Genomic DNA, 21,489 nt, shown 5'->3' on the forward strand with positions numbered 1-21,489 from the left:
TATGTTAGAAATTAAAAATGTGCATAAAACCTTTGGAAATAATGAAATATTAAAAGGTGTTGATTTAACAATTGATAAAGGGGATGTTGTTGTTATTTTAGGCCCGAGTGGCTCCGGGAAAACGACCCTTTTACGTTGTATAAATTTTTTAGAGCGTGCAGATGAAGGCACGGCAAGTTTTGATACGATTCAAGTGGATTTGCATAATGCATCGAAAAAGGACATTTTAGCGATTCGTAAAAAGACAGCCTTTGTTTTTCAAAACTATAATTTATTTAACAATAAAACGGCGCTTGAAAATGTGGCGGAAGGGCTCCATATCGGGCGTGGCTTGAAAAAGGAGGAAGCGTTTAAAATTTCCCGAGAAGCACTGAATCGGGTAGGTTTAGCTGAAAAATACGATGCATATCCTAGTCAGCTTTCTGGTGGGCAGCAGCAACGGGTCGGAATTGCTCGCGCGCTCGCTTTGAATCCAGATATTATATTATTTGATGAACCTACATCAGCATTAGATCCTGAGCTTGTTGGAGAAGTATTAAGTGTCATGAAGGATATTGCAAGGGAAGGAACGACGATGCTAGTTGTAACGCATGAAATGTCATTCGCACGTGATGTAGCAAACCGCGTCATCTTTATGGATGGTGGGAATGTTGTCGAGGAGGGCACGCCACATGAAATTTTTGTCCAGCCAAAGCAAGAGCGTACAAAACGTTTCCTTCAGCGCGTGTTGCCGGATGACTATACGTATCATATATAAAGGAAAATAATGGGTGATTTTTCACTCGCGATGAATAGATTTTAGATGGAATGTTGAAAACTATACCCATCTTACTATTGTAGTGATAAATATCCGCAGGTTTCAGTAACTGCTGTAAGGTGGCTAGATTGTTGATTAATCGAGATGAAATTGTCTATTAAAACAGGGGTTATATATTAACCGAATTACAATAACCTTCAAATAGGAGACTCTCTAAGTATTTTGCAATGTCATTCATAACACATCCGTCACTTTATTAATCAATCAAATACTTGAAGGATCATACTCTTAGTACACTTGTAAAAATACTGTAAGAAATTTTAATTTCATACAGTATTTTTAGGGCAAAGTGCCACTTCTTTATTGATGTATACAAACTATGTATTAATAGCGCCCATCCTAGGAACAATGCACGTAGCTAGCTTTCTTGTGCAGCAGTAAATCAGATGTCTTCTTAAGGGAATTACATACGTACATCATTCTGAAAGTTGAGGGAGAAATGATTAGCTTCATCGTATACGACAAACTTATATCCTTGTTCTCTGTAAAATGCAATTATACCTGGAAGTGCCTCCAAAGTTTGTGGTTTCTCGTGCATTAGCACAACTTCTCTGTCAGAATTTGTGCTACTTTTAATATTTTCAATAATTTGGGCTGGATTATCCTTTAACGTCCAGTCATTGGAATCAATTGTCCAATCCCAAACTTTAATGCCTGCGTCTACAATTTGGTTGCGAATCTGTTCACTTTTCAACCCTGGTGCGGAACCATAAGGAGGGCGAACTAAATGGGGGTTTGTACCTGTAATCTCATGAATTAGTGCTAACGTTTCATTCATCTCAGGCACAAACTGTTTTTCCTTATATAATGTTTTGAATTCATGCGTCATGCTATGGGCACCGATATAATGTCCTTCTGTTGTTGCGCGTTTCACACTTTCCTGGAGGTGCTCTTTTTTCAGGTTACTTCCTTGCATAAAAAAGGTTGCTTTGACATCTTGTTCGTGCAAGACATCTAGAAATTGGTCTGTTAGATTACTAGGGCCATCATCAAATGTTAGGTAGACCACTTTACCTAAAGGTTTTTCTTCTGTACTTGCTTGTTCTTTTGTTTGTCCATTATCTTGGGTAATTGGGGCTTCTACCTCCTTTGTCGAATCTTGTTGGGTGCTGTTGATAGCGTCAGAATTAGAGTGTTTTAAAGATTCATCCTCTAGATTAGTTTGTTCTTTACCTTGGCTAATTGAAGCTTCTACTTTTTCAGTCAACTCTTGCTTGCTATTTTTTTCATTGACAGCATACGATTTCCCTACAACAAAACCGGTAAAAAAAATAGGGATTAGCATAACTAGTATAATCAATACAATTCGTAATCTTCTTTTTTTTCTTCTTTTGGCATACTCATTTTGTGGTGCTTTCATGATTAATAAATCCTCCTACTGTTATTTTGAGTGTTTAGATACGTTTATTTTTCCATATATTGTATAGTTTTGGTAGATATGTGAATGTGTTTACTACTTGAAATGCAATGCGATTAGTTAATATATGTGCCATTTACCAATAAACCTTAGGATATCCAAAGGTATTTCAAACCTCATACCCCCATGTAATCTGGCGCCACTTTATATTTGTCGAATGAAATTCACAAGCATATGATTCTAAGTTATATAGCAGTTTTTGATCGTGTTTAATCTATTCAAATCTCTTGTGAAACTAAAAGGAGTTTTGTACAATATTGAACGCATTTTCTTTATTTTTAATAGAGCTAAATAATCATCTTTTTTAATTTTCAACATGTCGCAAATACGTTCTAACTATTTGACGGGCTAGGAACTTAAAAAGTTTAAATTAAATATAAATAAAATGGCAGACCGAATAATTATAACGGGGCACTATATATATAATGCTTTAGTACTACCAATTTCGGAAGCAGTTGGGCTTTCACAAAGCACACAGCTGAGTCGTGCTGTTTTGTGCCAATAAAGCTTTGCGTCGCTTATACTTAGCCAACCTAAAAATTTTAGCACTTCTAAAAATCTATAAGTCGAAAACTTACATAAAAATAGCACCCAACCGAAATGGAAATAAAAGAAATACTGGATTTTAATTAATATATCTGAAAACTCTCGCTTGTCTACATACAAACAATCATTTTTCCGCTACAATAGAATTGCCTATTAATTAAATAAGAAATGTGAAGGTTCTTATATGTGAGTTAGAAAAACATATTTTATGTATTCAATAAAAAAGGTTTATCAAATTGACTAATAAGGATTAAAAGGGAAATCGGTTACATTCCGATGCGGTCCCGCCACTGTAAATGCGAGTTTGTTGGAAAAAGCCACTGAAGAAATTTGGGAAGGTGTCAACAAGTGTTATAATGCATAAGCCAGGAGACCTGCCTTTACATTGCCAATAGTAAACCTGCGTGGAACGGGAGTGGCTTATAATTATCATTTAGAAATTATTTGCATACGTCAATGAAGTCTCCCGAGTTGGAGGCTTTTTTCTTTTGGTTGAAGGAAGTGTTCATTCGTACTCACAAATAGGCTACATATAACAAAATCTAGGGGGAAAAAGAGATGAAGAAAATACAAAAATTAGCAGCGTTATTATTAATGTCGATGCTACTACTAGTAGGCTGTAGCACAGGAGATTCAAAGCCTGCAACAAATGAATCGGAACAAAATAAAGCAGCAAGTGGAGAGGAAAGTGCAGCGGCGCAGTTCCCTGTAACGATAACTGATGCATTGGGGAGAGAGATTACATTAGAGAAGAAACCAGAACGCATTATTTCTATGGTACCTTCCAATACTGAAATATTATTTGGCTTAGGTTTAGATGAAGAAATTGTTGGCGTTTCGGATAATGATAATTTCCCAGAACAAACAGCTACAAAGGAAAAAGTAGGAGGCATAGAGTTTAATATAGAGCTGATGGCATCACTTAAACCGGACATTATTTTTGCACATGGATCAGGCATGTATAATTTTGAAAAGGGCATGGAACAGTTAGAAGCGATGGGTATTCCTGTATTTGTCGTAAAAAATGCAGTGAATTTTGAAGAAACATATGAAACGATGAAGCAGATGGGCCAATTAACAGGGCGAGTAGCACAAGCAGAAGAGATGGTTGCTTCTATGCAAAAGGATATTGAAGAAATAAAAACAAAGGCAACTGGTTTAGATGAGAAATCGGCATTTATTGTCGTAGGTACTAACCCAGATTTATATGCGGTTGGCACAGGAACGTTTATTAATGAAATGCTTAATACTCTTGGCATTAAGAACAGTGTGACACAACCAGACTGGCCACAATATAGTGCAGAGCAATTTGTAAGTGACAATCCTGATGTGATTTTAGTAACGTATGAAAACGATATTGACGCAATTTTATCGAATCCAGCATATGCAGAAATGGATGCAGTAAAGTCTGGAAATGTTTATTTAATTGATGCTGATACAACAAGTCGCCAAGGACCTCGTATTGTAGATGGCATTCAATCGATTGCACAAACAATGTACCCAGAGGTTTTCGGTGAATAAAAAATACGTATTCGCTTATGTAGTTTCAATAGTATTGCTGCTATTAAGCGTATGGTTTGGTGTGTCAATAGGTTCGGTTAGTATTCCCGTTTCAACATTATGGGATAGTACGACCGATCCCGTTGCCCACAGTATTTTGTGGAAGATTCGAATGCCGCGTGTCATTTTAGCGGCTATAATCGGTGCTTCCTTAGCAATTGCAGGGGCGGCCTTTCAAGGGTTGCTCAAAAATCCATTGGCAGACCCGTATACATTAGGAATTTCTTCAGGTGCCTCGGTTGGTGCGGTAATGACGATTTTCTTAGGTATTTCCATCCCGTTTTTAGGAAGCTTTACATTACCCGTTTTTAGTATGATTGGTGCACTGTTGACAATGATTGCGGTATTAAGCTTTGCCCGAATTGTAGACCGTACTATGAAAATGGAGACGCTCATTTTAACAGGTGTCATTTTTAGTTCCTTTTTAGGTTCTTGTATTTCATTAATGGTCGCCTTAACAGGAGAAGAACTAAGAGAAATTATTGGCTGGCTTTTAGGGAGCGTTTCAATGCGTGGCTGGCCTTATGTGAAAATGATTTTACCTTTCGCAATTATAGGAACTGTCATCATTTGGTTACAACGCCGTGAACTGAATGCGATGATTTATGGCGAAGAGCGTGCGCAATATTTAGGGGTCAATGTGAAGCGTAGTAAATTTATGATCTTGGCGGGTGGTTCGATACTAACTGGGGCATCCGTTGCAGTGTCAGGAACAATCGGTTTTGTCGGCCTTGTTATACCGCATATGGTGCGTATTATTATCGGAGCAGATCATCGCCATTTACTACCGATTTCCTTATTGAACGGGGCAAGTTTACTTGTCATTTGTGATTTAGTATCACGTACAATTATTGCGCCAGTTGAGCTACCAATCGGTGTTATTACAGCCTTTATCGGTGCACCAGTGTTTGCTTATATATTCTTTAAGCAACGTAGAAAGGGTGGGGCATAATGCTAACGGTGCAAAATATTTCAGGTGGCTATCACGCAAAACCAGTTGTCAAAAATGTGTCATTTCAAGTAGGGAAGGGAAAAATCCTTGGAATACTTGGGCCGAATGGTAGTGGGAAATCGACACTGTTAAAGATCATTAGCGGTGTACTCAAACCGCAAGACGGGCAAATCATTATAGACGGGCACGCCATTGAAAGCTATTCCGTAAAACAGCTAGCCAAAAAAATGGCGGTTCTTCCTCAATTACACGCGAGCAGTTTTTCAAATTCTGTCTATGCTGCAGTTTCTTTAGGGCGTTATCCCCATCAAAATGGCTTTTTCTCTTCGTGGTCGAAAGAAGATGAACAGGCGGTACAAACCGCGATGGAACAAACGGGTGTAGCACGCTATAAAGAGCAGTATTTAGAGCTGTTATCAGGTGGTGAGCAGCAGCGTGTGTTTATTGCACAGGCATTAGCTCAAAATTCGGAGTTACTATTATTAGATGAACCAACGAACCATTTAGATATCGCGCATCAAAAGCAAATTTTAGATATGATTCGGCAACAAGTTGAACAAAATGGCTTAACGGTCGTTTCCATTTTTCATGACATTAACTTAGCCTCGCTCTATTGTGATGAATTATTGCTATTAGAAAATGGTGAAATGCGCTCGTTTGGATTACCTCATGAAGTCGTTTTACAGGAGCAAATTGAGGACGTTTACCAAGCGCGGATTGCTACATATCCGCATCCTGAGTTACCGAAGCCACAAATTACGATGCTACCTGCGAAGGAAATGCAACGTCATTTCGCGAAGGTAGCAGTGGGGGATTTTCGCATAACAAAGGATTATATTGAATACACTGCACAAGCCCCGTTAAAAGTGGTTTCATCAGCGGTGCATAATGCGGGTATGGGCTGGTACGAAAGTTTTTTAAATCGCGCCATTTCTCCATACTATGATATAAATCAAGTGAATGAAGAAACGGTTGCCTTTTTGCAACAGCACCAGTTTGCTCCGACAAATACGGTCGTGATGCTTACGGCAGTTGCAACGAAATGCGCGGAAATTCAATCTTTTTCATCAGGGAATTGTGAAATTGTCGTCATGGTTACGGCGGGTGTTGGCAATGGAATTGATGTTACGAAAGCTTATTTGCGTGATGAACCGTTTCATATTGGTACGGTAAATACATGGGTTTTTGTGAATGGCAAGCTGTCCGATGAAGCGTTTATCCAAGCGATGATTACCGCGACAGAGGCGAAAACGAAAGCATTTACAGAGCAGCAAGTCGTCGATCAACAAACGAAAACGATTGCTACCGGTACGGCAACAGATAGCTTATTAATTGCGGCGACACAGCAAGGCGAGGAAATGCCCTATGCTGGGCCAATTACCGAGGTCGGTAAGTTAATTGGTCGAGGTGTTTTCGAAACGACAATGGCGGCAATCGAAAAATATAAGCAAGCGAAAAATTAGGCAGCCATTTGTTGAGTTATGGATTATTCACGAAAGGGTGAACAGGATGAAATTATATACGAAGCAAGGAGATAAAGGGAAAACAAGCATCATCGGAGGTCGCGTCGACAAAGACCATTTACGTGTACAGGCATATGGCACAATGGATGAGCTGAATTCCTTTATTGGGAAGGCGATTTCCGAATTAGAAAAAGGCAAATTTGCAGATATTATTGCAGACTTAACGGCAATCCAGCATGAGCTTTTTGATGGTGGTGGAGATTTAGCCAATGTCATGAAAGAACGTCACTATAAGCTAAAAGAAGAGCCAATTGTTATTTTAGAACAACGAATTGACGCCTTATCAGAAGAAGCCCCACCACTGCAACGATTTATTTTACCAGGTGGATCACCAGCAGCCGCAACCCTTCATATTGCACGCACAGTGGCGCGTCGTGCAGAACGCGAAACCGTGACACTCATGAAAGAAATAGAAGATGTATCACCCGTTGTTCAAAAGTATTTAAATAGACTATCAGATTATTTATTTGCCGCTGCGCGCATTGCAAACAGTCGATTATCTATCCCGGATGTCGAATATATTCGCAGTGCCAATGTATTTAAATAACCGTAAAATGCTAGCTAACGATATAAAAATCGTTAAGCTAGCATTTTTTTATGAGTATTTAATTTTCAGAATTTATTTAAAATAGTGTTGACTGAATGCTCATTCATTATTAAAATGAAAATATAGATTTGTATGTAAATTCAGTTTAATTAAAACAGATCAAAAAGGGGCTCGGAAATTAGTTTTAAAGGGGGAGTATTATGAATACATTATTAATTATCAATTGGATAGCGTTTGGAGCGGTGTTACTTTACGCACTCGGTTTATTCGTTTATTTATTAAAAACACGCTATGACTTTATTCAATTAGGTAGAAAAGAAGAATTCAATCAAAAATTATCGGCACGTATTGGCGATATCGTCGAAAAAGTTTTTGGACAGTCAAAATTATTGAAGGATAAGAAAATGGGCTTAACGCACGTTTTCTTCTTCTACGGATTTTTACTCGTTCAACTCGGTGCGATTGATTTAATTTTGAAAGGGTTAATACCAGGTACACATTTGCCACTCGCTGGATTATATCCTGTATTTACATTCTTCCAAGAAATCGTGGCACTTGTTATTTTAGTAGCCGTATTTACAGCGTTTTACCGTCGTTATGTGGAAAAGCTTGTCCGTTTAAAACGAGGCTTTAAAAATGGACTTGTCCTTATTTTCATCGGTGGGTTAATGCTTTCGACATTAATAGCAAATGGAATGGGCTTAATTTGGCATGATCATGGTTTAACAGGTGCCGAGCCAGTTGCATCGGGCATCGCATGGCTGTTCCAATGGTTACCACAGACAGCAGCAATCGCAATTTTTTATGTGATGTGGTGGGCACACTTACTATTTTTATTAACGTTCCTAGTATATATTCCGCAATCAAAGCACTTCCACTTAATTACGTCGATTATGAACGTATTTGCCAACCGTCAAGAGCGTATGGGCACATTACGTCCGATTGACTTTGCAGCATTAGAGGAAGCAGAAGATGAAGAAAATATGCCGCCATTAGGTGTTGGAAAAATTCATGATTTCACACAAAAACAAATGCTGGATCTATATGCTTGTGTAGAATGTGGTCGCTGTACAAATATGTGTCCTGCAACGGGTACAGGGAAAATGTTATCTCCAATGGATTTAATCGTAAAGTTGCGCGATCATTTAACATTTACAGGCGCGGTTGAAACAAAGCAAAAGCCGTGGGTACCATTTTCATTCTTTAAAAACACACAAGGAAATCAGCTTGCTATGGCTGCAGGTGCAGAAGGCGCAGTCATCGACAACATTTATAGCCCATCTTTAATCGGTGATGTTATAACAGAGGAAGAAATTTGGGCTTGTACAACATGCCGTAACTGTGAAGACCAATGTCCAGTTATGAATGAGCATGTGGATAAAATTATTGATCTACGTCGTTATTTAACGATGACAGAAGGAAAAGTTAATCCAGATGCACAACGCGCGATGACAAATATCGAGCGTCAAGGTAATCCATGGGGCTTAAACCGTAAAGAAAAAGAAAACTGGCGGGACCTTGATCCATCGATTTCAATTCCAACAGTTAAAGAACTGAAAAAATCAGGCGAAGAAATGGACTATTTATTCTGGGTAGGTTCTATGGGTGCATTTGATAACCGCTCACAAAAAATTGCTTTAGCCTTTGCAAAGTTGATGAATCAAGCAGGTGTGAAATTCGCCATTTTAGGTAACAAGGAAAAGAACTCTGGAGATACACCGCGCCGCTTAGGAAATGAGTTTTTATTCCAAGAGCTTGCAACAGCGAATATTGATGAATTTGAAAAAAATGATGTGAAGAAAATCGTTACGATTGACCCGCATGCCTATAATATTTTTAAAAATGAATACCAAGATTTCGGCTGGAAAGGTGAAGTATTGCACCATACAGAATTACTTTACGATTTAATCCAGGAAGGTCGTTTGACGATGGATTACCGTGTAGATGAAACGATTGTATTCCATGATTCCTGCTACTTAGGTCGTTACAATGACGTGTATGATCCACCACGTGAAATTTTAAAAGGCATTCCAGGCGTGAAGCTAGTAGAAATGGCACGTAATCGTGAAGAAGGTATGTGCTGTGGTGCCGGTGGTGGTTTAATGTGGATGGAAGAGCATGTTGGAAACCGTATTAATGTTGCTCGTACAGAACAAGCGCTTGCAACAGAGGCATCGGTCATTTCATCCGGCTGCCCGTACTGTTTAACGATGCTATCAGATGGTACGAAAGCAATTGAAGTGGAAGACAAGGTTAGCACTTACGACATCGCAGAATTACTAGAGCGTGCTGTATTTGGTACTAAGGTAGCTCCTACAGTGGAAGAAGTACTTGTAGAAACAATTGAAGAAGGTACTCCAATTGTAGAAGAAGTCCAAGTGAAAGAAGCGGTAACTGTAAGTGGTGTAGAATCTGTAATTGAAGAATTACCAACTATATCTGAAAAGAAAGATGAATAAAGAATAATATTACGTAAAAACTTTAAATTCTAAAAATTCGGTTGATTAATATTTTCAGATTTTGTAAAATGGAAATGGGAGTGAATTTACTCCCGTTTTTTACACTATCATATTGAGCGAGCGTTCAGTCAGTCAGCTGATGAATTGAGCGCAAACTTGGATAAAACGTTTTCCAGTCAATCAAACAAAGGGGTGTATGGATTGTCAAAAACAGTGATTTTAGATGGGGCACGAACGGCTTTTGGAAAATTCGGTGGGGTATTGGGATCTTTATCGGCAAGTGATTTAGGTGGCATTGCTATTGCAGAAGCTTTAAAAAAGGCCGATGTTGCGGTAGATGATGTACAGGAAGTCATTATTGGGAACGTTTTACAAGCAGGTCAAGGACAAATTCCTTCTCGTCAAGCAGCTACAAAAGCAGGGATTCCATGGCATGTCAAAACAGAAACAATCAATAAAGTTTGTGCATCAGGTATGCGTAGCGTGACGCTTGCAGATCAATTGATTCGCTCAGGGGATGAGGAAATCATTGTAGCGGGTGGAATGGAATCGATGTCCAATGCGCCGTACTATATGCCAAAAGGACGCTTTGGCTTGCGAATGGGAGACGCAACCTTAGTAGATGGGCTATTACATGATGGACTAACATGTGCATTTAACCCACAGCAAGTACATATGGGTGTTTACGGAAATGAAACAGCACAGCAATTTCAAATTAGCCGTGAGTTACAAGATGCTTGGGCTGTACGCAGTCATGAACGAGCAATTGCTGCAATAGAGGATGGGAAATTTGCGCAGGAGATCGCCGTAGTGGAGCTAGCGCAACGTAAGGGTGAGCCGATCCGCATTGAACAAGATGAAGCCCCACGTAAAGGGACTTCAATGGAAGCGCTTTCGAAATTAAAGTCAGCGTTTAGTCAAGATGGTACGATTACCGCTGGAAATGCACCAGGCGTAAATGATGGTGCCTGTGCGCTCGTATTAATGAGTGAAGAACGTGCGCAAAAGGAAAATCGTCAACCATTAGCAAAAATTCTTGCACATGCAGAAGTAGGCGTTGCACCTGAACAATTCCCTCAAACACCGGGACTTGTAATCAATGCTTTACTTGAAAAAACAGGGAAATCACTAGAAGAAATTGATTTAGTTGAAATTAATGAAGCGTTTGCGGCAGTAGCACTTGTAAGTAATGAGCTAGCGACGCTGGATGCAGAAAAAGTAAATGTCAATGGTGGTGCAGTAGCACTTGGACATCCGATTGGCGCAAGTGGTGCACGCATTATTTTGACGCTTGCTTATGAATTAAAGCGTCGAGGTGGTGGACTTGGAATCGCAGCGATCTGTTCAGGTGGCGGTCAAGGGGATGCGATATTAATTGAAGTACCAGGCAAGGGGGAGAAATAGGATGAATATTCAAACGGTTATGGTCATCGGTGCAGGGCAAATGGGATCTGGCATTGCGCAAGTTTGTGCACAAGCGGGCTATCACGTTGTATTAAACGATATGAAACAAGAGTTTTTTGAGCGCGGGATCGCATCAATCACGAAAAACTTAACGCGTGACGTAGAAAAAGGACGAAAAACAGCGCAACAAAAAGAGGAAATTCTTTCACGAATTACGATGTCTTTATCAATTGAGGATGCAAGTAAAGTAGATATTATTATCGAGGCAGCTGTTGAAAATATGGAAGTGAAACAGTCGATTTTCCAACAGCTGGACCGCATTGCACCAGAACACGCCATATTAGCGACGAATACATCAAGCCTTCCAATTACAGAAATTGCAGCTGTAACGAATCGACCTGAAAAAGTGATTGGAATGCATTTTATGAATCCTGTACCTGTTATGCAACTCGTTGAAATCATTCGTGGCTTAGCAACGGCAGATGAAGTTTATGAAACGGTTGCGACAATGACAAAGCAGTTAGGTAAAACAGGCGTTGAAGTAAATGATTTCCCAGGATTCATTTCAAATCGTATTTTATTACCAATGATTAATGAGGCTATTTATGCACTATATGAAGGCGTTGCAACGAAAGAAGCAATTGATGATGTCATGAAAATGGGAATGAATCATCCGATGGGGCCATTAACATTGGCAGACTTTATCGGACTGGATACTTGTTTATCCATAATGGAAATCTTACATGAAGGACTTGGAGATAGTAAATATCGCCCATGCCCACTCCTTCGAAAATACGTAGCAGCAGGTTGGCTCGGTAAAAAATCTGGTCGAGGCTTTTACGTATACGAATAGGAGGAGAGTATCATGAATCTACAATTTACAGATGAACAGCTTATGATGCGCAATATGGTTCGTGATTTTGCAAAAACGGAAATTGAACCTTTTATTGAACGAATGGAAGCGGGCGAATTCCCGCGGGAGATTGTTCAAAAAATGGGTGAGCTCGGCCTTATGGGCATTACCGCACCTGAACAATATGGTGGGGCTGCAATGGATTTCACCTCTTACATTATCGCGATTAATGAGTTATCGAAAGTAAGTGCGGTCATGGGCGTTATTTTATCCGTGCATACGTCAGTTGGGACGAATCCGATTTTATATTTTGGTAACGAAAAGCAAAAGCAACACTACATACCGAAGCTTGCAAGTGGTGAATATTTAGGAGCATTTTGCTTAACGGAAACGAATGCAGGAAGTGATGCGGGTGCATTAAAAACGCGTGCAGTCCGTGATGGCGATGATTATATAATAAACGGGTCAAAAGTATTTATTACAAATGGCAATGAGGCGGATGTGTATATCGTCTTTGCCTCAACGGATCCAGAGGCGGGCTCACGCGGCATTTCGGCATTTATTGTTGAGAAAAATACAGCGGGGTTCATTATCGGTAAAGATGAACGGAAAATGGGCTTACACGGTTCGAGAACGGTTCAGTTAACATTTGAAAATATGCGTATTTCGGCTACTCAGTTATTAGGGGAAGAGGGAGAAGGCTATAAAATTGCGCTTGCAAATTTAGATGTGGGACGGATTGGAATTGCCGCGCAAAGCTTGGGGATAGCTGAAGCCGCATTAGATGCAGCGACAGCTTATGCAAAGGAACGTGTGCAATTTGGTAAACCGATTGCACAGCAGCAGGGGGTAGGCTTTAAATTAGCGGACATGGCAACTGCCGTGGAAGCAGCAAAATTACTCGTATATCGAGCGGCGCATTTACGTTCGCAAAATTTACCTTGCGGAAAAGAAGCATCAATGGCTAAGTTATTTGCCTCACAAACCGCGATGGATACAGCGATTGAAGCGGTACAAATTTTAGGTGGCTACGGCTACACCGAGGACTACCCAGTAGAACGCTATTTCCGCGACGCTAAAATTACGCAAATTTACGAAGGTACAAGTGAAATTCAAAAGATTGTTATTAGCAAACATGTAATGGGATGAAATGAATTAAAAACTTCATAACAAAGGGGAAATATAAAATGAACTTTCAATTATCAGAAGAGCATCAACAATTACGTGAAATGATTCGTGATTTCGCAGTGAATGAAGTAGCACCATCTGCAGAACACCGCGATGAGCATGAGGAATTTGACCGTGGCATTTTCGATAAAATGGCTGAGTTAGGCTTAACAGGTATTCCATGGCCGGAAGAGTACGGCGGCGCAGGGTTTGACTATTTGGCTTATTGTATCGCAGTAGAGGAGCTGTCACGCGTTTGTGCATCAACAGGGGTAACGTTATCAGCTCATACATCACTTGCAGGTTGGCCGATTTACAAGTTTGGCAACGAGGAGCAAAAGCAAAAATTCTTGCGCCCAATGGCTGAAGGGAAAAAAATCGGTGCTTACGGTTTAACAGAGGCAGGCTCGGGTTCTGATGCAGGCGGCATGAAAACATATGCGGTGAAAGATGGCGACGATTATGTGTTAAATGGCTCGAAAATATTTATTACTAATGGTGGCGTAGCGGATATTTATGTCGTGTTTGCTGTGACAGATCCAGAGGCTAAAAACGGAACGACGGCATTTATTGTAGAAGCTGATTTCCCAGGCTTCTCAGTAGGGAAAAAAGAACGTAAATTAGGCATTCGTTCATCGCCAACTACAGAAATAATTTTTGAAAATTGCCGTGTACCAAAGGAAAATATGCTTGGTGAAGAAGGGCAAGGCTTTATCATTGCGATGAAAACATTAGATGGCGGTCGTAACGGCATTGCGGCACAGGCAGTTGGTATCGCACAAGGGGCACTTGATGCAGCCGTTGATTATGCGAAAGAACGCGTACAATTTGGTAAGCCAATTGCTGCGAATCAAGGGGTATCCTTTAAATTAGCGGATATGGCAACAGAAATCGAAGCATCTCGTTTACTGACATATCAAGCGGCTTGGTTGGAATCAAATGATTTACCATACGGAAAAGCGTCTGCAATGGCAAAATTATTAGCTGGAGATACAGCGATGAAAGTAACGACAGAAGCTGTGCAAGTTTTTGGTGGCTACGGCTATACGAAAGACTATCCGGTAGAGCGCTATATGCGTGATGCGAAAATTACGCAAATTTATGAGGGCACACAGGAAATTCAACGCCTCGTAATTTCGCGTATGCTGACGAAATAATGTATGACAAATGTAGATAAATTGCGTGTCGGAACATCAATCAAGGATGAAAATAAAATTATTGAGCGCAGACAACAAATTATCCATGCGGGGGTAAAGTTGTTTAAAGAAAAAGGATTTCATCGCGCGACAACACGTGAACTTGCAAAAGCAGCAGGATTTAGCATCGGCACTTTATATGAATATATTCGTACAAAAGAAGATGTTTTGTTTTTAGTTTGTGACAGTATATTTGACGAGGTGATGAATCGTTTGTCACAGTTTCCGGCTAATGCGGGAACGATTGACGATTTGAAAGAAGCGATTCGCCAATATTTCATGTTAATTGATAGCATGCTGGATGAATTTACAATTATGTATCAAGAGACGAAATCATTGCCAAAAGAAGCAATGCATTACGTGCTAGACAAGGAAATAGAGATGGTTGCGATTTTTGGACGGATTTTACGAAATTGCAAAAAATCTAACGCCATTTCTCTTCCGGATGAAGCCATTTATTTGGCGGCCAATCATGTAGTGGTTCAAGGGCAAAGCTGGGCATTCCGTAGATGGGCCTTAAAAAAACACTATACAATTGACCGTTATATTGAATTGCAAACAGCACTGTTTTTACAAGGTATTATGCAAGGGGAAAAGTAGGGAGATGCCATGTAGAGCAAATGTTTGAACGATTGCTTTATATGGTATTTTTTTTAACCATAGGGGATTTTTTTATTAATTCACAATAACAAAGGGGTTTTCAAAATGACAAAAGCAGTTGTGTATCGTCCAAAAAATCATGTGAGATTCGTTACGGCATCTAGTTTATTTGATGGTCATGATGCCTCGATTAATATTATGCGACGAATTTTACAATCGAGCGGAGCAGAGGTTATTCATTTAGGACATAACCGTTCTGTTGAAGAAGTGGTCAATGCCGCGATTCATGAAGATGCGCAAGGAATCGCCATTTCTTCTTATCAAGGCGGTCATATGGAATATTTTAAATATATGTATGATTTATTACGTGAAAAAGGTGCGCCCCATATTAAAATTTTCGGTGGTGGTGGCGGTGTTATTTTACCTAGAGAAATTAAAGAACTGCATGAATATGGAATAGCTGGTATCTTCTCGCCAGAGGATGGGCGGCAGTTAGGGCTCCAAGGTATGATTAATAAAAAGTTAGAGGGGTCTGATTTTTCGACGTTGCACGGAAATTATAAGGAGCAGCTTGAACAAGTATCGACGGAGCGTCCAGAAGTGTTAGCCAATTTAATAACGGCTGCTGAAAACGGGGGCAGTTCAGATGTTGAGGCTATGCTTGAGCTTGCCCGAAATAAAAGCTGTAACACACCGATTATTGGGATTACAGGAACAGGTGGCGCGGGGAAATCATCATTAACGGATGAATTAATTCGACGTTTTTTACAAGAGTTTCCGGACAAAAAGTTAGCCATTTTATCTGTTGACCCGACAAAGCAAAAAACGGGTGGGGCACTGCTTGGAGACCGTATCCGCATGAATGCGATATTTAATAAGCGTGTCTATATGCGCAGTTTGGCAACACGTGGCTCTCGCACGGAATTGTCGGCATCTATTGGTGATGTACTGGATGTTGTGAAAACAGCAGGCTTTGATTTAATTCTTGTTGAAACGAGTGGTATTGGGCAAGGGGATGCCGAAATTACAAATTATACCGACCTTTCAATGTATGTTATGACGAGTGAATTCGGTGCGCCAACACAGCTTGAGAAAATTGATATGATTGACTATGCAGACCTCATTGCCATTAATAAATTCGAACGAAAAGGTTCAGAGGATGCAATGCGCCAAGTACAAAAGCAGTTCCAGCGCTCGCATGAATTATGGGATGCACCTTTAGATGAAATGCCGGTATATGGCACAATTGCTTCACAGTTTAATGATAAAGGGACGAATTCTTTATTTGCCGCACTGATCCAAAAAATAAACGAGAAGTTTGGATCAAATTGGGAAACTTCGTATGAACAATTTATTAAAACGCAAAAGCAAAATGTCATTATTCCGAATGATCGCCGTCATTATTTACGTGAAATTACAGAAACAATTCGAACATATCATAAAACGTCTGAACAGCAGACGGCATTCGCGACGAAACTGTATCAGCTAGAAGGGGCGAGAAATCAGCTACCAGAAAGTGAAACGGCATTAATTGCTTCCCTTCAAACGTTAATTGAAACGGTAAATAATGAATTGTCGGCAGAATCAAAGCGCATTTTAAACAATTGGGCAAAGCTAAACGCAGATTATGCAGGTGATGAGCTTGTCACAAAAATACGAGATAAAGAAATCCGAACAATTTTAAAAACGCAATCGTTATCAGGTTTAAAAATCCCTAGAGTGGCCTTACCGAAATTTAAAGATTATGGTGAAATATTACGTTGGGTGTATGCAGAAAATGTGCCAGGTGAATTCCCTTACACAGCAGGCGTATTCCCGTTCAAACGTGAAGGTGAGGATCCGAAGCGTCAGTTTGCTGGAGAGGGCACACCTGAGCGAACGAATAAACGTTTCCATTATTTATCGAAGGATGATGATGCAAAGCGTCTTTCAACAGCTTTTGACTCTGTAACTTTGTACGGAGAGGACCCACACGTACGCCCAGATATTTATGGGAAAGTAGGGGAATCGGGTGTAAGTATTTGTACATTAGAGGACATGAAAAAACTGTATGCAGGCTTTGATTTATGTGCTCCGTCTACTTCCGTTTCGATGACAATTAATGGCCCTGCACCGATTATTTTAGCGATGTTTATGAACACGGCAATCGACCAACAAGTGAAACTACTCGAACAAGAGCTTGGACGTACATTGACTATCGAGGAATTTACAGCTACGCGAGAAAAAACATTGCAAGTCGTTCGTGGGACGGTTCAGGCCGATATTTTAAAAGAAGATCAAGGTCAAAATACATGTATATTTAGTACGGAATTCGCTCTTCGCATGATGGGGGATATCCAGCAATATTTCATTGACCAAAAAGTGCGTAATTATTATTCGGTATCCATTTCGGGTTATCATATTGCAGAAGCCGGTGCCAATCCGATTTCACAACTTGCCTTTACACTTGCAAACGGCTTCACCTATGTGGAGTACTATTTAAGTCGCGGCATGCATATTGATGATTTTGCGCCAAACTTAAGCTTCTTCTTCTCAAATGGTCTGGATCCAGAGTATACGGTAATTGGTCGTGTAGCGCGTCGTATTTGGGCAGTTGTTATGCGTGAAAAGTATGCGGCAAATGAGCGTTCACAAAAGCTGAAGTATCATATTCAAACATCTGGTCGTAGCTTGCATGCGCAGGAAATCGATTTCAATGATATTCGCACGACTCTTCAAGCTTTAATGGCATTGCAAGATAATTGTAACTCTCTTCATACAAATGCTTATGATGAAGCAATTACTACACCAACAGAGGAATCGGTTCGCCGTGCGATGGCGATTCAAATGATTATTACGAAAGAGCATGGCTTATCGAAAAATGAAAATCCATTACAAGGTGCATTCATTATTGAAGAACTAACAGAGCTTGTAGAACGCGCGGTGCTAGAGGAATTTGACCGCATGAATGATCGTGGGGGTGTACTCGGTGCGATGGAGACACAATATCAGCGTGGAAAAATCCAAGAAGAATCGATGCACTATGAACATTTAAAACATTCAGGTGAATTGCCGATTATTGGGGTCAACACTTACTTGAATCCAAATCCACCATCAGATGATGAAATCAACAATATGGAAATTGCACGTGCTTCTAAAGAAGAGAAAGAGCTGCAAATCGCCAATTTAGAAAGTTTTAAACAAACGCATGCAGGTGAAAGTAAAGCAGCAATTGAGCAATTAAAAGAAGTAGCCAAAGCAGGTGGCAATATTTTTGAACAACTAATGGAAACCGTAAAAGTAGCAAGCCTCGGCCAAATTACAAACGCCCTTTATGAAGTAGGCGGCCAATACCGTAGAAACATGTAAAATCAGTGGCTTGTAACATATAGATACGAAACGATTTTGCGAAAAGTATCTACTTTAAGGGGATAATTTTCTTTTTAAATGTAATTTCTGCAAAAATTAAAGAAATCACGCACGAATTCGCGACGAATGACCACAAACTTCGTTATACTAGCCTTAGACAAAATAAATTACGTTAATTATTTTTTTGGGAATTCTGAAATTGTCTAGTAAAGGAGGCGGCGATGTAGTGGGGCAATATATATATTATATTTTGGTTTTAGCTTGTTTAATCGGCACTTTCTTTTTATACAATAAGCAGTTAGCTGCTATACCGCTCCTTCTTTTATCATTAGTTTTGTTTTATGTTGCGTATAAAAAAGCGACGAAATTAAAAAACAAGAAATGAAACTAGCATAGTGATAGAATGTTTGTATATAATGGGTATTATGCTTATCCTCATTCAGTAGAAATTACCACTGCATTAGTTGGTGGGATGAGAACGATTTTAGTCTTTTTTTCAAAGGGTATTCAAATACCTACTGAATGAAGATAATGCCTCCGGCGGATGTCACAGATTTTGAATTGTGTAAGCACAATTTAAAATCTGGACACAATTACGCCAAGGCGTAATTTATAATATGACATGTATAAAAAGAAAGGACGTGCACGATTTGAACTTTCGTGATATGACAAAAGAACAAATAGCAGAAGAGTCGTTAATCGACTTAGCATACGCAATTTTAGAAGATAAAAAACAGGCGATGCCATTAAATGATTTATTAAAAGAAATCCAAGCTTTAAATGGTATTTCTAATGGAGATTTAAAAGCGCGCTTAGTACAATTTTATACAGACCTAAACGTAGAAGGTCGCTTCCTTTTGAACAATGAAAATGGTTGGGGATTACGTGAATGGTATAAAGTTGAAACAATTGAAGAAGAAACAGCTCCTACAATTAAAGCACGCAAGAAAAAATCAAAAGCTACAGACGACGAAGATGAAGATTTAGTTGACCTTGACGAAGAAGATGTAGTATTCGATGAAGATTTCGATGAGTTCATTGAAGAAGAGGAAGAAGACATTGAGTTCGTGGAAGAAGAGATTGAAGATATCGACACGGATCTTGATGAAGAATTAATCGATGAAGAAGAAAGCTTCATTATCGAAGGCGAAGATGACGACGAAGATGAAGAGGACGAAGAAGAGGAAGACGAAGAGGATTTAAAATAACTCATTTTTGAGTTGAAAGTTCTTGACTTCTTTTTCAGTTCCGTATAATCTTTTACTTGGGCTCCTTTTAAAAGGAGATTGACCGTATAAGCTATACGCTCCCCCTGCACACTAAATGCAGGAGGAGCGTTTTTTATTTTTTCAAAGTAGAGTCAGTAGAAAAAAATTAGCTACACGTATTTTAGCTTTGAGTGCGAAAGTATAAGCTTTTCTAATTTTTATGGATAAGATAAACGGAAATTTCACTTATCTAAATTAAGCAATTGAGGAGGAAATTATAATGACAAAATATATTTTCGTAACAGGTGGGGTAGTTTCTTCGCTAGGAAAAGGGATTGTAGCTGCTTCATTAGGTCGATTATTAAAAAATCGCGGGTTAGAAGTAACAATTCAAAAATTTGATCCGTATTTAAATATTGATCCAGGTACAATGAGCCCATACCAACACGGTGAAGTTTTCGTAACAGATGACGGCGCAGAGGCAGACTTAGATTTAGGTCACTATGAGCGTTTCATCGACATCAACTTAGGTAAACACTCAACAGTAACTTCAGGTAAAGTGTATCAATCTGTATTAAATAAAGAGCGTCGTGGTGACTATAACGGAGGCACTGTTCAAGTAATTCCTCATGTAACAAATGAAATTAAAGACCGTGTACAACGTGCAGGTCGTGAAACTTCAGCTGATGTAGTCATTACAGAAATTGGCGGTACAGTTGGTGACTTCGAATCACTTTCATTTTTAGAAGCAATACGTCAAATGCGTCGTGATTTAGGACATGAGAACGTAATGTATATTCACTGTACGTTAATGCCTTATATTAAAGCTGCTGGTGAAATGAAAACAAAACCAACACAGCACTCAGTTAAAGAATTACGTTCATTAGGAATTCAACCAAATATTATCGTGTTACGTACAGAACAACCTGTACCACAAGATATGAAGGATAAAATCGCTTTATTCTGTGACGTTCGCTCATCAGATATTATCGAATCTCGTGATGCGGAGCACCTATATGAAGTACCACTAAACCTACATGCACAAGGCTTCGACCAAATCGTTCTTGATCACTTTGGTATTAATGCTCCAAAAGCAGATATGGAAGATTGGAAAGAATTAGTACACTTAGTGAAAAACTTAGAAAACAAAACACGTATTGCATTAGTAGGGAAATACGTAGAATTACAAGATGCATACATTTCTGTAGTAGAGGCGTTAAAACACGCAGGCTATTTATACAATTCAGATATCGAAATTGATTGGGTAAATGCTGAGCAAATCAATCCAGAAAATGCTGCTGAATTACTTGGCCAAGCAGACGGGATATTAGTACCTGGTGGCTTCGGTGACCGCGGAGTAGAAGGGAAAGTCGAAGCAATCCGTTATGCACGTGAAAATGATGTGCCATTCTTTGGGATTTGCCTAGGTATGCAGCTAGCGACAGTTGAATTTGCCCGCAATGTTATGAACTTAGAAGGTGCACACTCAACTGAATTAGATAAAGATACAAAATATCCAATTATCGACTTCTTACCAGATCAATCTGAAGACACGGATTTAGGTGGTACATTACGTTTAGGCTTATATCCTTGTAAATTAAAAGAAGGTTCAGTAGCACGCAATGCTTACAATGGTGAAGAGTTAGTATACGAGCGTCACCGCCACCGTTACGAGTTCAACAATGAGTTCCGTGAAGCAATGGAAGCGGCAGGTATGGTATTCTCAGGTGTATCTCCTGACAATAAATTAGTGGAAATTATCGAATTACCAGAGAAGAAATTCTTCGTAGCAGGGCAATTCCACCCTGAGCTAATTTCACGTCCACAACGTCCACAGCCGTTATTCCGTGAATTTGTTGGTGCAGCATTTAATAACCGTAAATAAGTTTCAT

The 21,489-nt window shown here is 39.6% G+C and carries 16 protein-coding genes and 1 riboswitch; of the genes, 15 read left to right on the forward strand and 1 reads right to left on the reverse strand.

The window, feature by feature from the left end; all coding sequences use genetic code 11:
• The first annotated feature begins 1 nt into the window (after position 1).
• Positions 2-757, forward strand: coding sequence for an amino acid ABC transporter ATP-binding protein (locus CSE16_RS02265; protein ID WP_099422370.1), 756 nt, complete (start codon positions 2-4; stop codon positions 755-757).
• A gap of 463 nt (positions 758-1,220) precedes the next feature.
• Here CSE16_RS02265 and CSE16_RS02270 read toward each other — a convergent pair whose 3' ends face one another.
• Positions 1,221-1,889: a polysaccharide deacetylase family protein gene (locus tag CSE16_RS02270; protein ID WP_371514630.1), complete on the reverse strand. Its 669-nt coding sequence runs from the start codon at positions 1,887-1,889 to the stop codon at positions 1,221-1,223.
• 1,098 nt (positions 1,890-2,987) lie between these two features.
• Positions 2,988-3,177: riboswitch (cobalamin riboswitch) on the forward strand.
• 161 nt (positions 3,178-3,338) lie between these two features.
• Here CSE16_RS02270 and CSE16_RS02275 point away from each other — a divergent pair.
• The 14 genes from CSE16_RS02275 (at position 3,339) to CSE16_RS02335 (ending at position 21,482) form a co-directional block, all read left to right on the forward strand.
• Positions 3,339-4,301 carry an ABC transporter substrate-binding protein gene (locus tag CSE16_RS02275; protein WP_099422371.1) on the forward strand — a complete coding sequence of 321 codons (963 nt, stop codon included), beginning with the start codon at positions 3,339-3,341 and terminating at the stop codon, positions 4,299-4,301.
• Positions 4,294-5,292, forward strand: coding sequence for a FecCD family ABC transporter permease (locus CSE16_RS02280; protein ID WP_099422372.1), 999 nt, complete (start codon positions 4,294-4,296; stop codon positions 5,290-5,292). The genes CSE16_RS02275 and CSE16_RS02280 overlap by 8 nt, the downstream gene beginning before the upstream one ends.
• Positions 5,292-6,755: an adenosylcobinamide amidohydrolase gene (locus CSE16_RS02285; RefSeq protein ID WP_099422373.1), complete on the forward strand. Its 1,464-nt coding sequence runs from the start codon at positions 5,292-5,294 to the stop codon at positions 6,753-6,755. Before CSE16_RS02280 ends, CSE16_RS02285 begins: the two co-directional genes overlap by 1 nt.
• Before the next feature lie 46 nt (positions 6,756-6,801).
• Positions 6,802-7,362 (forward strand): cob(I)yrinic acid a,c-diamide adenosyltransferase, encoded by a 561-nt coding sequence (locus tag CSE16_RS02290; protein ID WP_099422374.1) that lies wholly within the window; start codon positions 6,802-6,804, stop codon positions 7,360-7,362.
• 200 nt (positions 7,363-7,562) lie between these two features.
• Positions 7,563-9,821 carry a (Fe-S)-binding protein gene (locus CSE16_RS02295; RefSeq protein WP_099422375.1) on the forward strand — a complete coding sequence of 753 codons (2,259 nt, stop codon included), beginning with the start codon at positions 7,563-7,565 and terminating at the stop codon, positions 9,819-9,821.
• 201 nt (positions 9,822-10,022) lie between these two features.
• The gene (locus tag CSE16_RS02300; protein WP_099422376.1) at positions 10,023-11,225 is read left to right on the forward strand and encodes an acetyl-CoA C-acetyltransferase; all 1,203 of its coding nucleotides are present in this window, start codon (positions 10,023-10,025) and stop codon (positions 11,223-11,225) included.
• A 1-nt stretch (position 11,226) separates the two neighbouring features.
• Positions 11,227-12,078 carry a 3-hydroxybutyryl-CoA dehydrogenase gene (locus CSE16_RS02305; RefSeq protein WP_099422377.1) on the forward strand — a complete coding sequence of 284 codons (852 nt, stop codon included), beginning with the start codon at positions 11,227-11,229 and terminating at the stop codon, positions 12,076-12,078.
• A gap of 12 nt (positions 12,079-12,090) precedes the next feature.
• Positions 12,091-13,227: an acyl-CoA dehydrogenase gene (locus tag CSE16_RS02310; protein WP_099422378.1), complete on the forward strand. Its 1,137-nt coding sequence runs from the start codon at positions 12,091-12,093 to the stop codon at positions 13,225-13,227.
• A 38-nt stretch (positions 13,228-13,265) separates the two neighbouring features.
• Positions 13,266-14,402: an acyl-CoA dehydrogenase gene (locus CSE16_RS02315; RefSeq protein ID WP_099422379.1), complete on the forward strand. Its 1,137-nt coding sequence runs from the start codon at positions 13,266-13,268 to the stop codon at positions 14,400-14,402.
• A gap of 3 nt (positions 14,403-14,405) precedes the next feature.
• The gene (locus CSE16_RS02320) at positions 14,406-15,041 is read left to right on the forward strand and encodes a TetR/AcrR family transcriptional regulator (protein WP_099422380.1); all 636 of its coding nucleotides are present in this window, start codon (positions 14,406-14,408) and stop codon (positions 15,039-15,041) included.
• A gap of 105 nt (positions 15,042-15,146) precedes the next feature.
• The gene (icmF, locus tag CSE16_RS02325; RefSeq protein ID WP_099422381.1) at positions 15,147-18,389 is read left to right on the forward strand and encodes a fused isobutyryl-CoA mutase/GTPase IcmF; all 3,243 of its coding nucleotides are present in this window, start codon (positions 15,147-15,149) and stop codon (positions 18,387-18,389) included.
• Between the two features lie 226 nt (positions 18,390-18,615).
• Positions 18,616-18,774, forward strand: coding sequence for a hypothetical protein (locus CSE16_RS21520; RefSeq protein ID WP_172954346.1), 159 nt, complete (start codon positions 18,616-18,618; stop codon positions 18,772-18,774).
• A gap of 256 nt (positions 18,775-19,030) precedes the next feature.
• Positions 19,031-19,597 (forward strand): DNA-directed RNA polymerase subunit delta, encoded by a 567-nt coding sequence (rpoE, locus tag CSE16_RS02330; protein ID WP_099425730.1) that lies wholly within the window; start codon positions 19,031-19,033, stop codon positions 19,595-19,597.
• 280 nt (positions 19,598-19,877) lie between these two features.
• Positions 19,878-21,482 (forward strand): CTP synthase, encoded by a 1,605-nt coding sequence (locus CSE16_RS02335; RefSeq protein ID WP_099422382.1) that lies wholly within the window; start codon positions 19,878-19,880, stop codon positions 21,480-21,482.
• Positions 21,483-21,489 lie beyond the last annotated feature (7 nt).

Source organism: Solibacillus sp. R5-41 (genome assembly GCF_002736105.1).
Classification (GTDB): Bacteria; Bacillota; Bacilli; order Bacillales_A; family Planococcaceae; genus Solibacillus.

Excerpts from the sequence above, each read along its gene's own strand:
- CSE16_RS02265 (WP_099422370.1), top strand. The coding sequence starts at position 2 with ATGTTAGAAATTAAAAATGTGCATAAAACCTTTGGAAATAATGAAATA.
- CSE16_RS02275 (WP_099422371.1), top strand. The coding sequence starts at position 3,339 with ATGAAGAAAATACAAAAATTAGCAGCGTTATTATTAATGTCGATGCTA.
- CSE16_RS02285 (WP_099422373.1), top strand. The coding sequence starts at position 5,292 with ATGCTAACGGTGCAAAATATTTCAGGTGGCTATCACGCAAAACCAGTT.
- CSE16_RS02290 (WP_099422374.1), top strand. The coding sequence starts at position 6,802 with ATGAAATTATATACGAAGCAAGGAGATAAAGGGAAAACAAGCATCATC.
- CSE16_RS02295 (WP_099422375.1), top strand. The coding sequence starts at position 7,563 with ATGAATACATTATTAATTATCAATTGGATAGCGTTTGGAGCGGTGTTA.
- CSE16_RS02305 (WP_099422377.1), top strand. The coding sequence starts at position 11,227 with ATGAATATTCAAACGGTTATGGTCATCGGTGCAGGGCAAATGGGATCT.
- CSE16_RS02310 (WP_099422378.1), top strand. The coding sequence starts at position 12,091 with ATGAATCTACAATTTACAGATGAACAGCTTATGATGCGCAATATGGTT.
- CSE16_RS02315 (WP_099422379.1), top strand. The coding sequence starts at position 13,266 with ATGAACTTTCAATTATCAGAAGAGCATCAACAATTACGTGAAATGATT.
- CSE16_RS02320 (WP_099422380.1), top strand. The coding sequence starts at position 14,406 with ATGACAAATGTAGATAAATTGCGTGTCGGAACATCAATCAAGGATGAA.
- icmF (WP_099422381.1), top strand. The coding sequence starts at position 15,147 with ATGACAAAAGCAGTTGTGTATCGTCCAAAAAATCATGTGAGATTCGTT.
- CSE16_RS02335 (WP_099422382.1), top strand. The coding sequence starts at position 19,878 with ATGACAAAATATATTTTCGTAACAGGTGGGGTAGTTTCTTCGCTAGGA.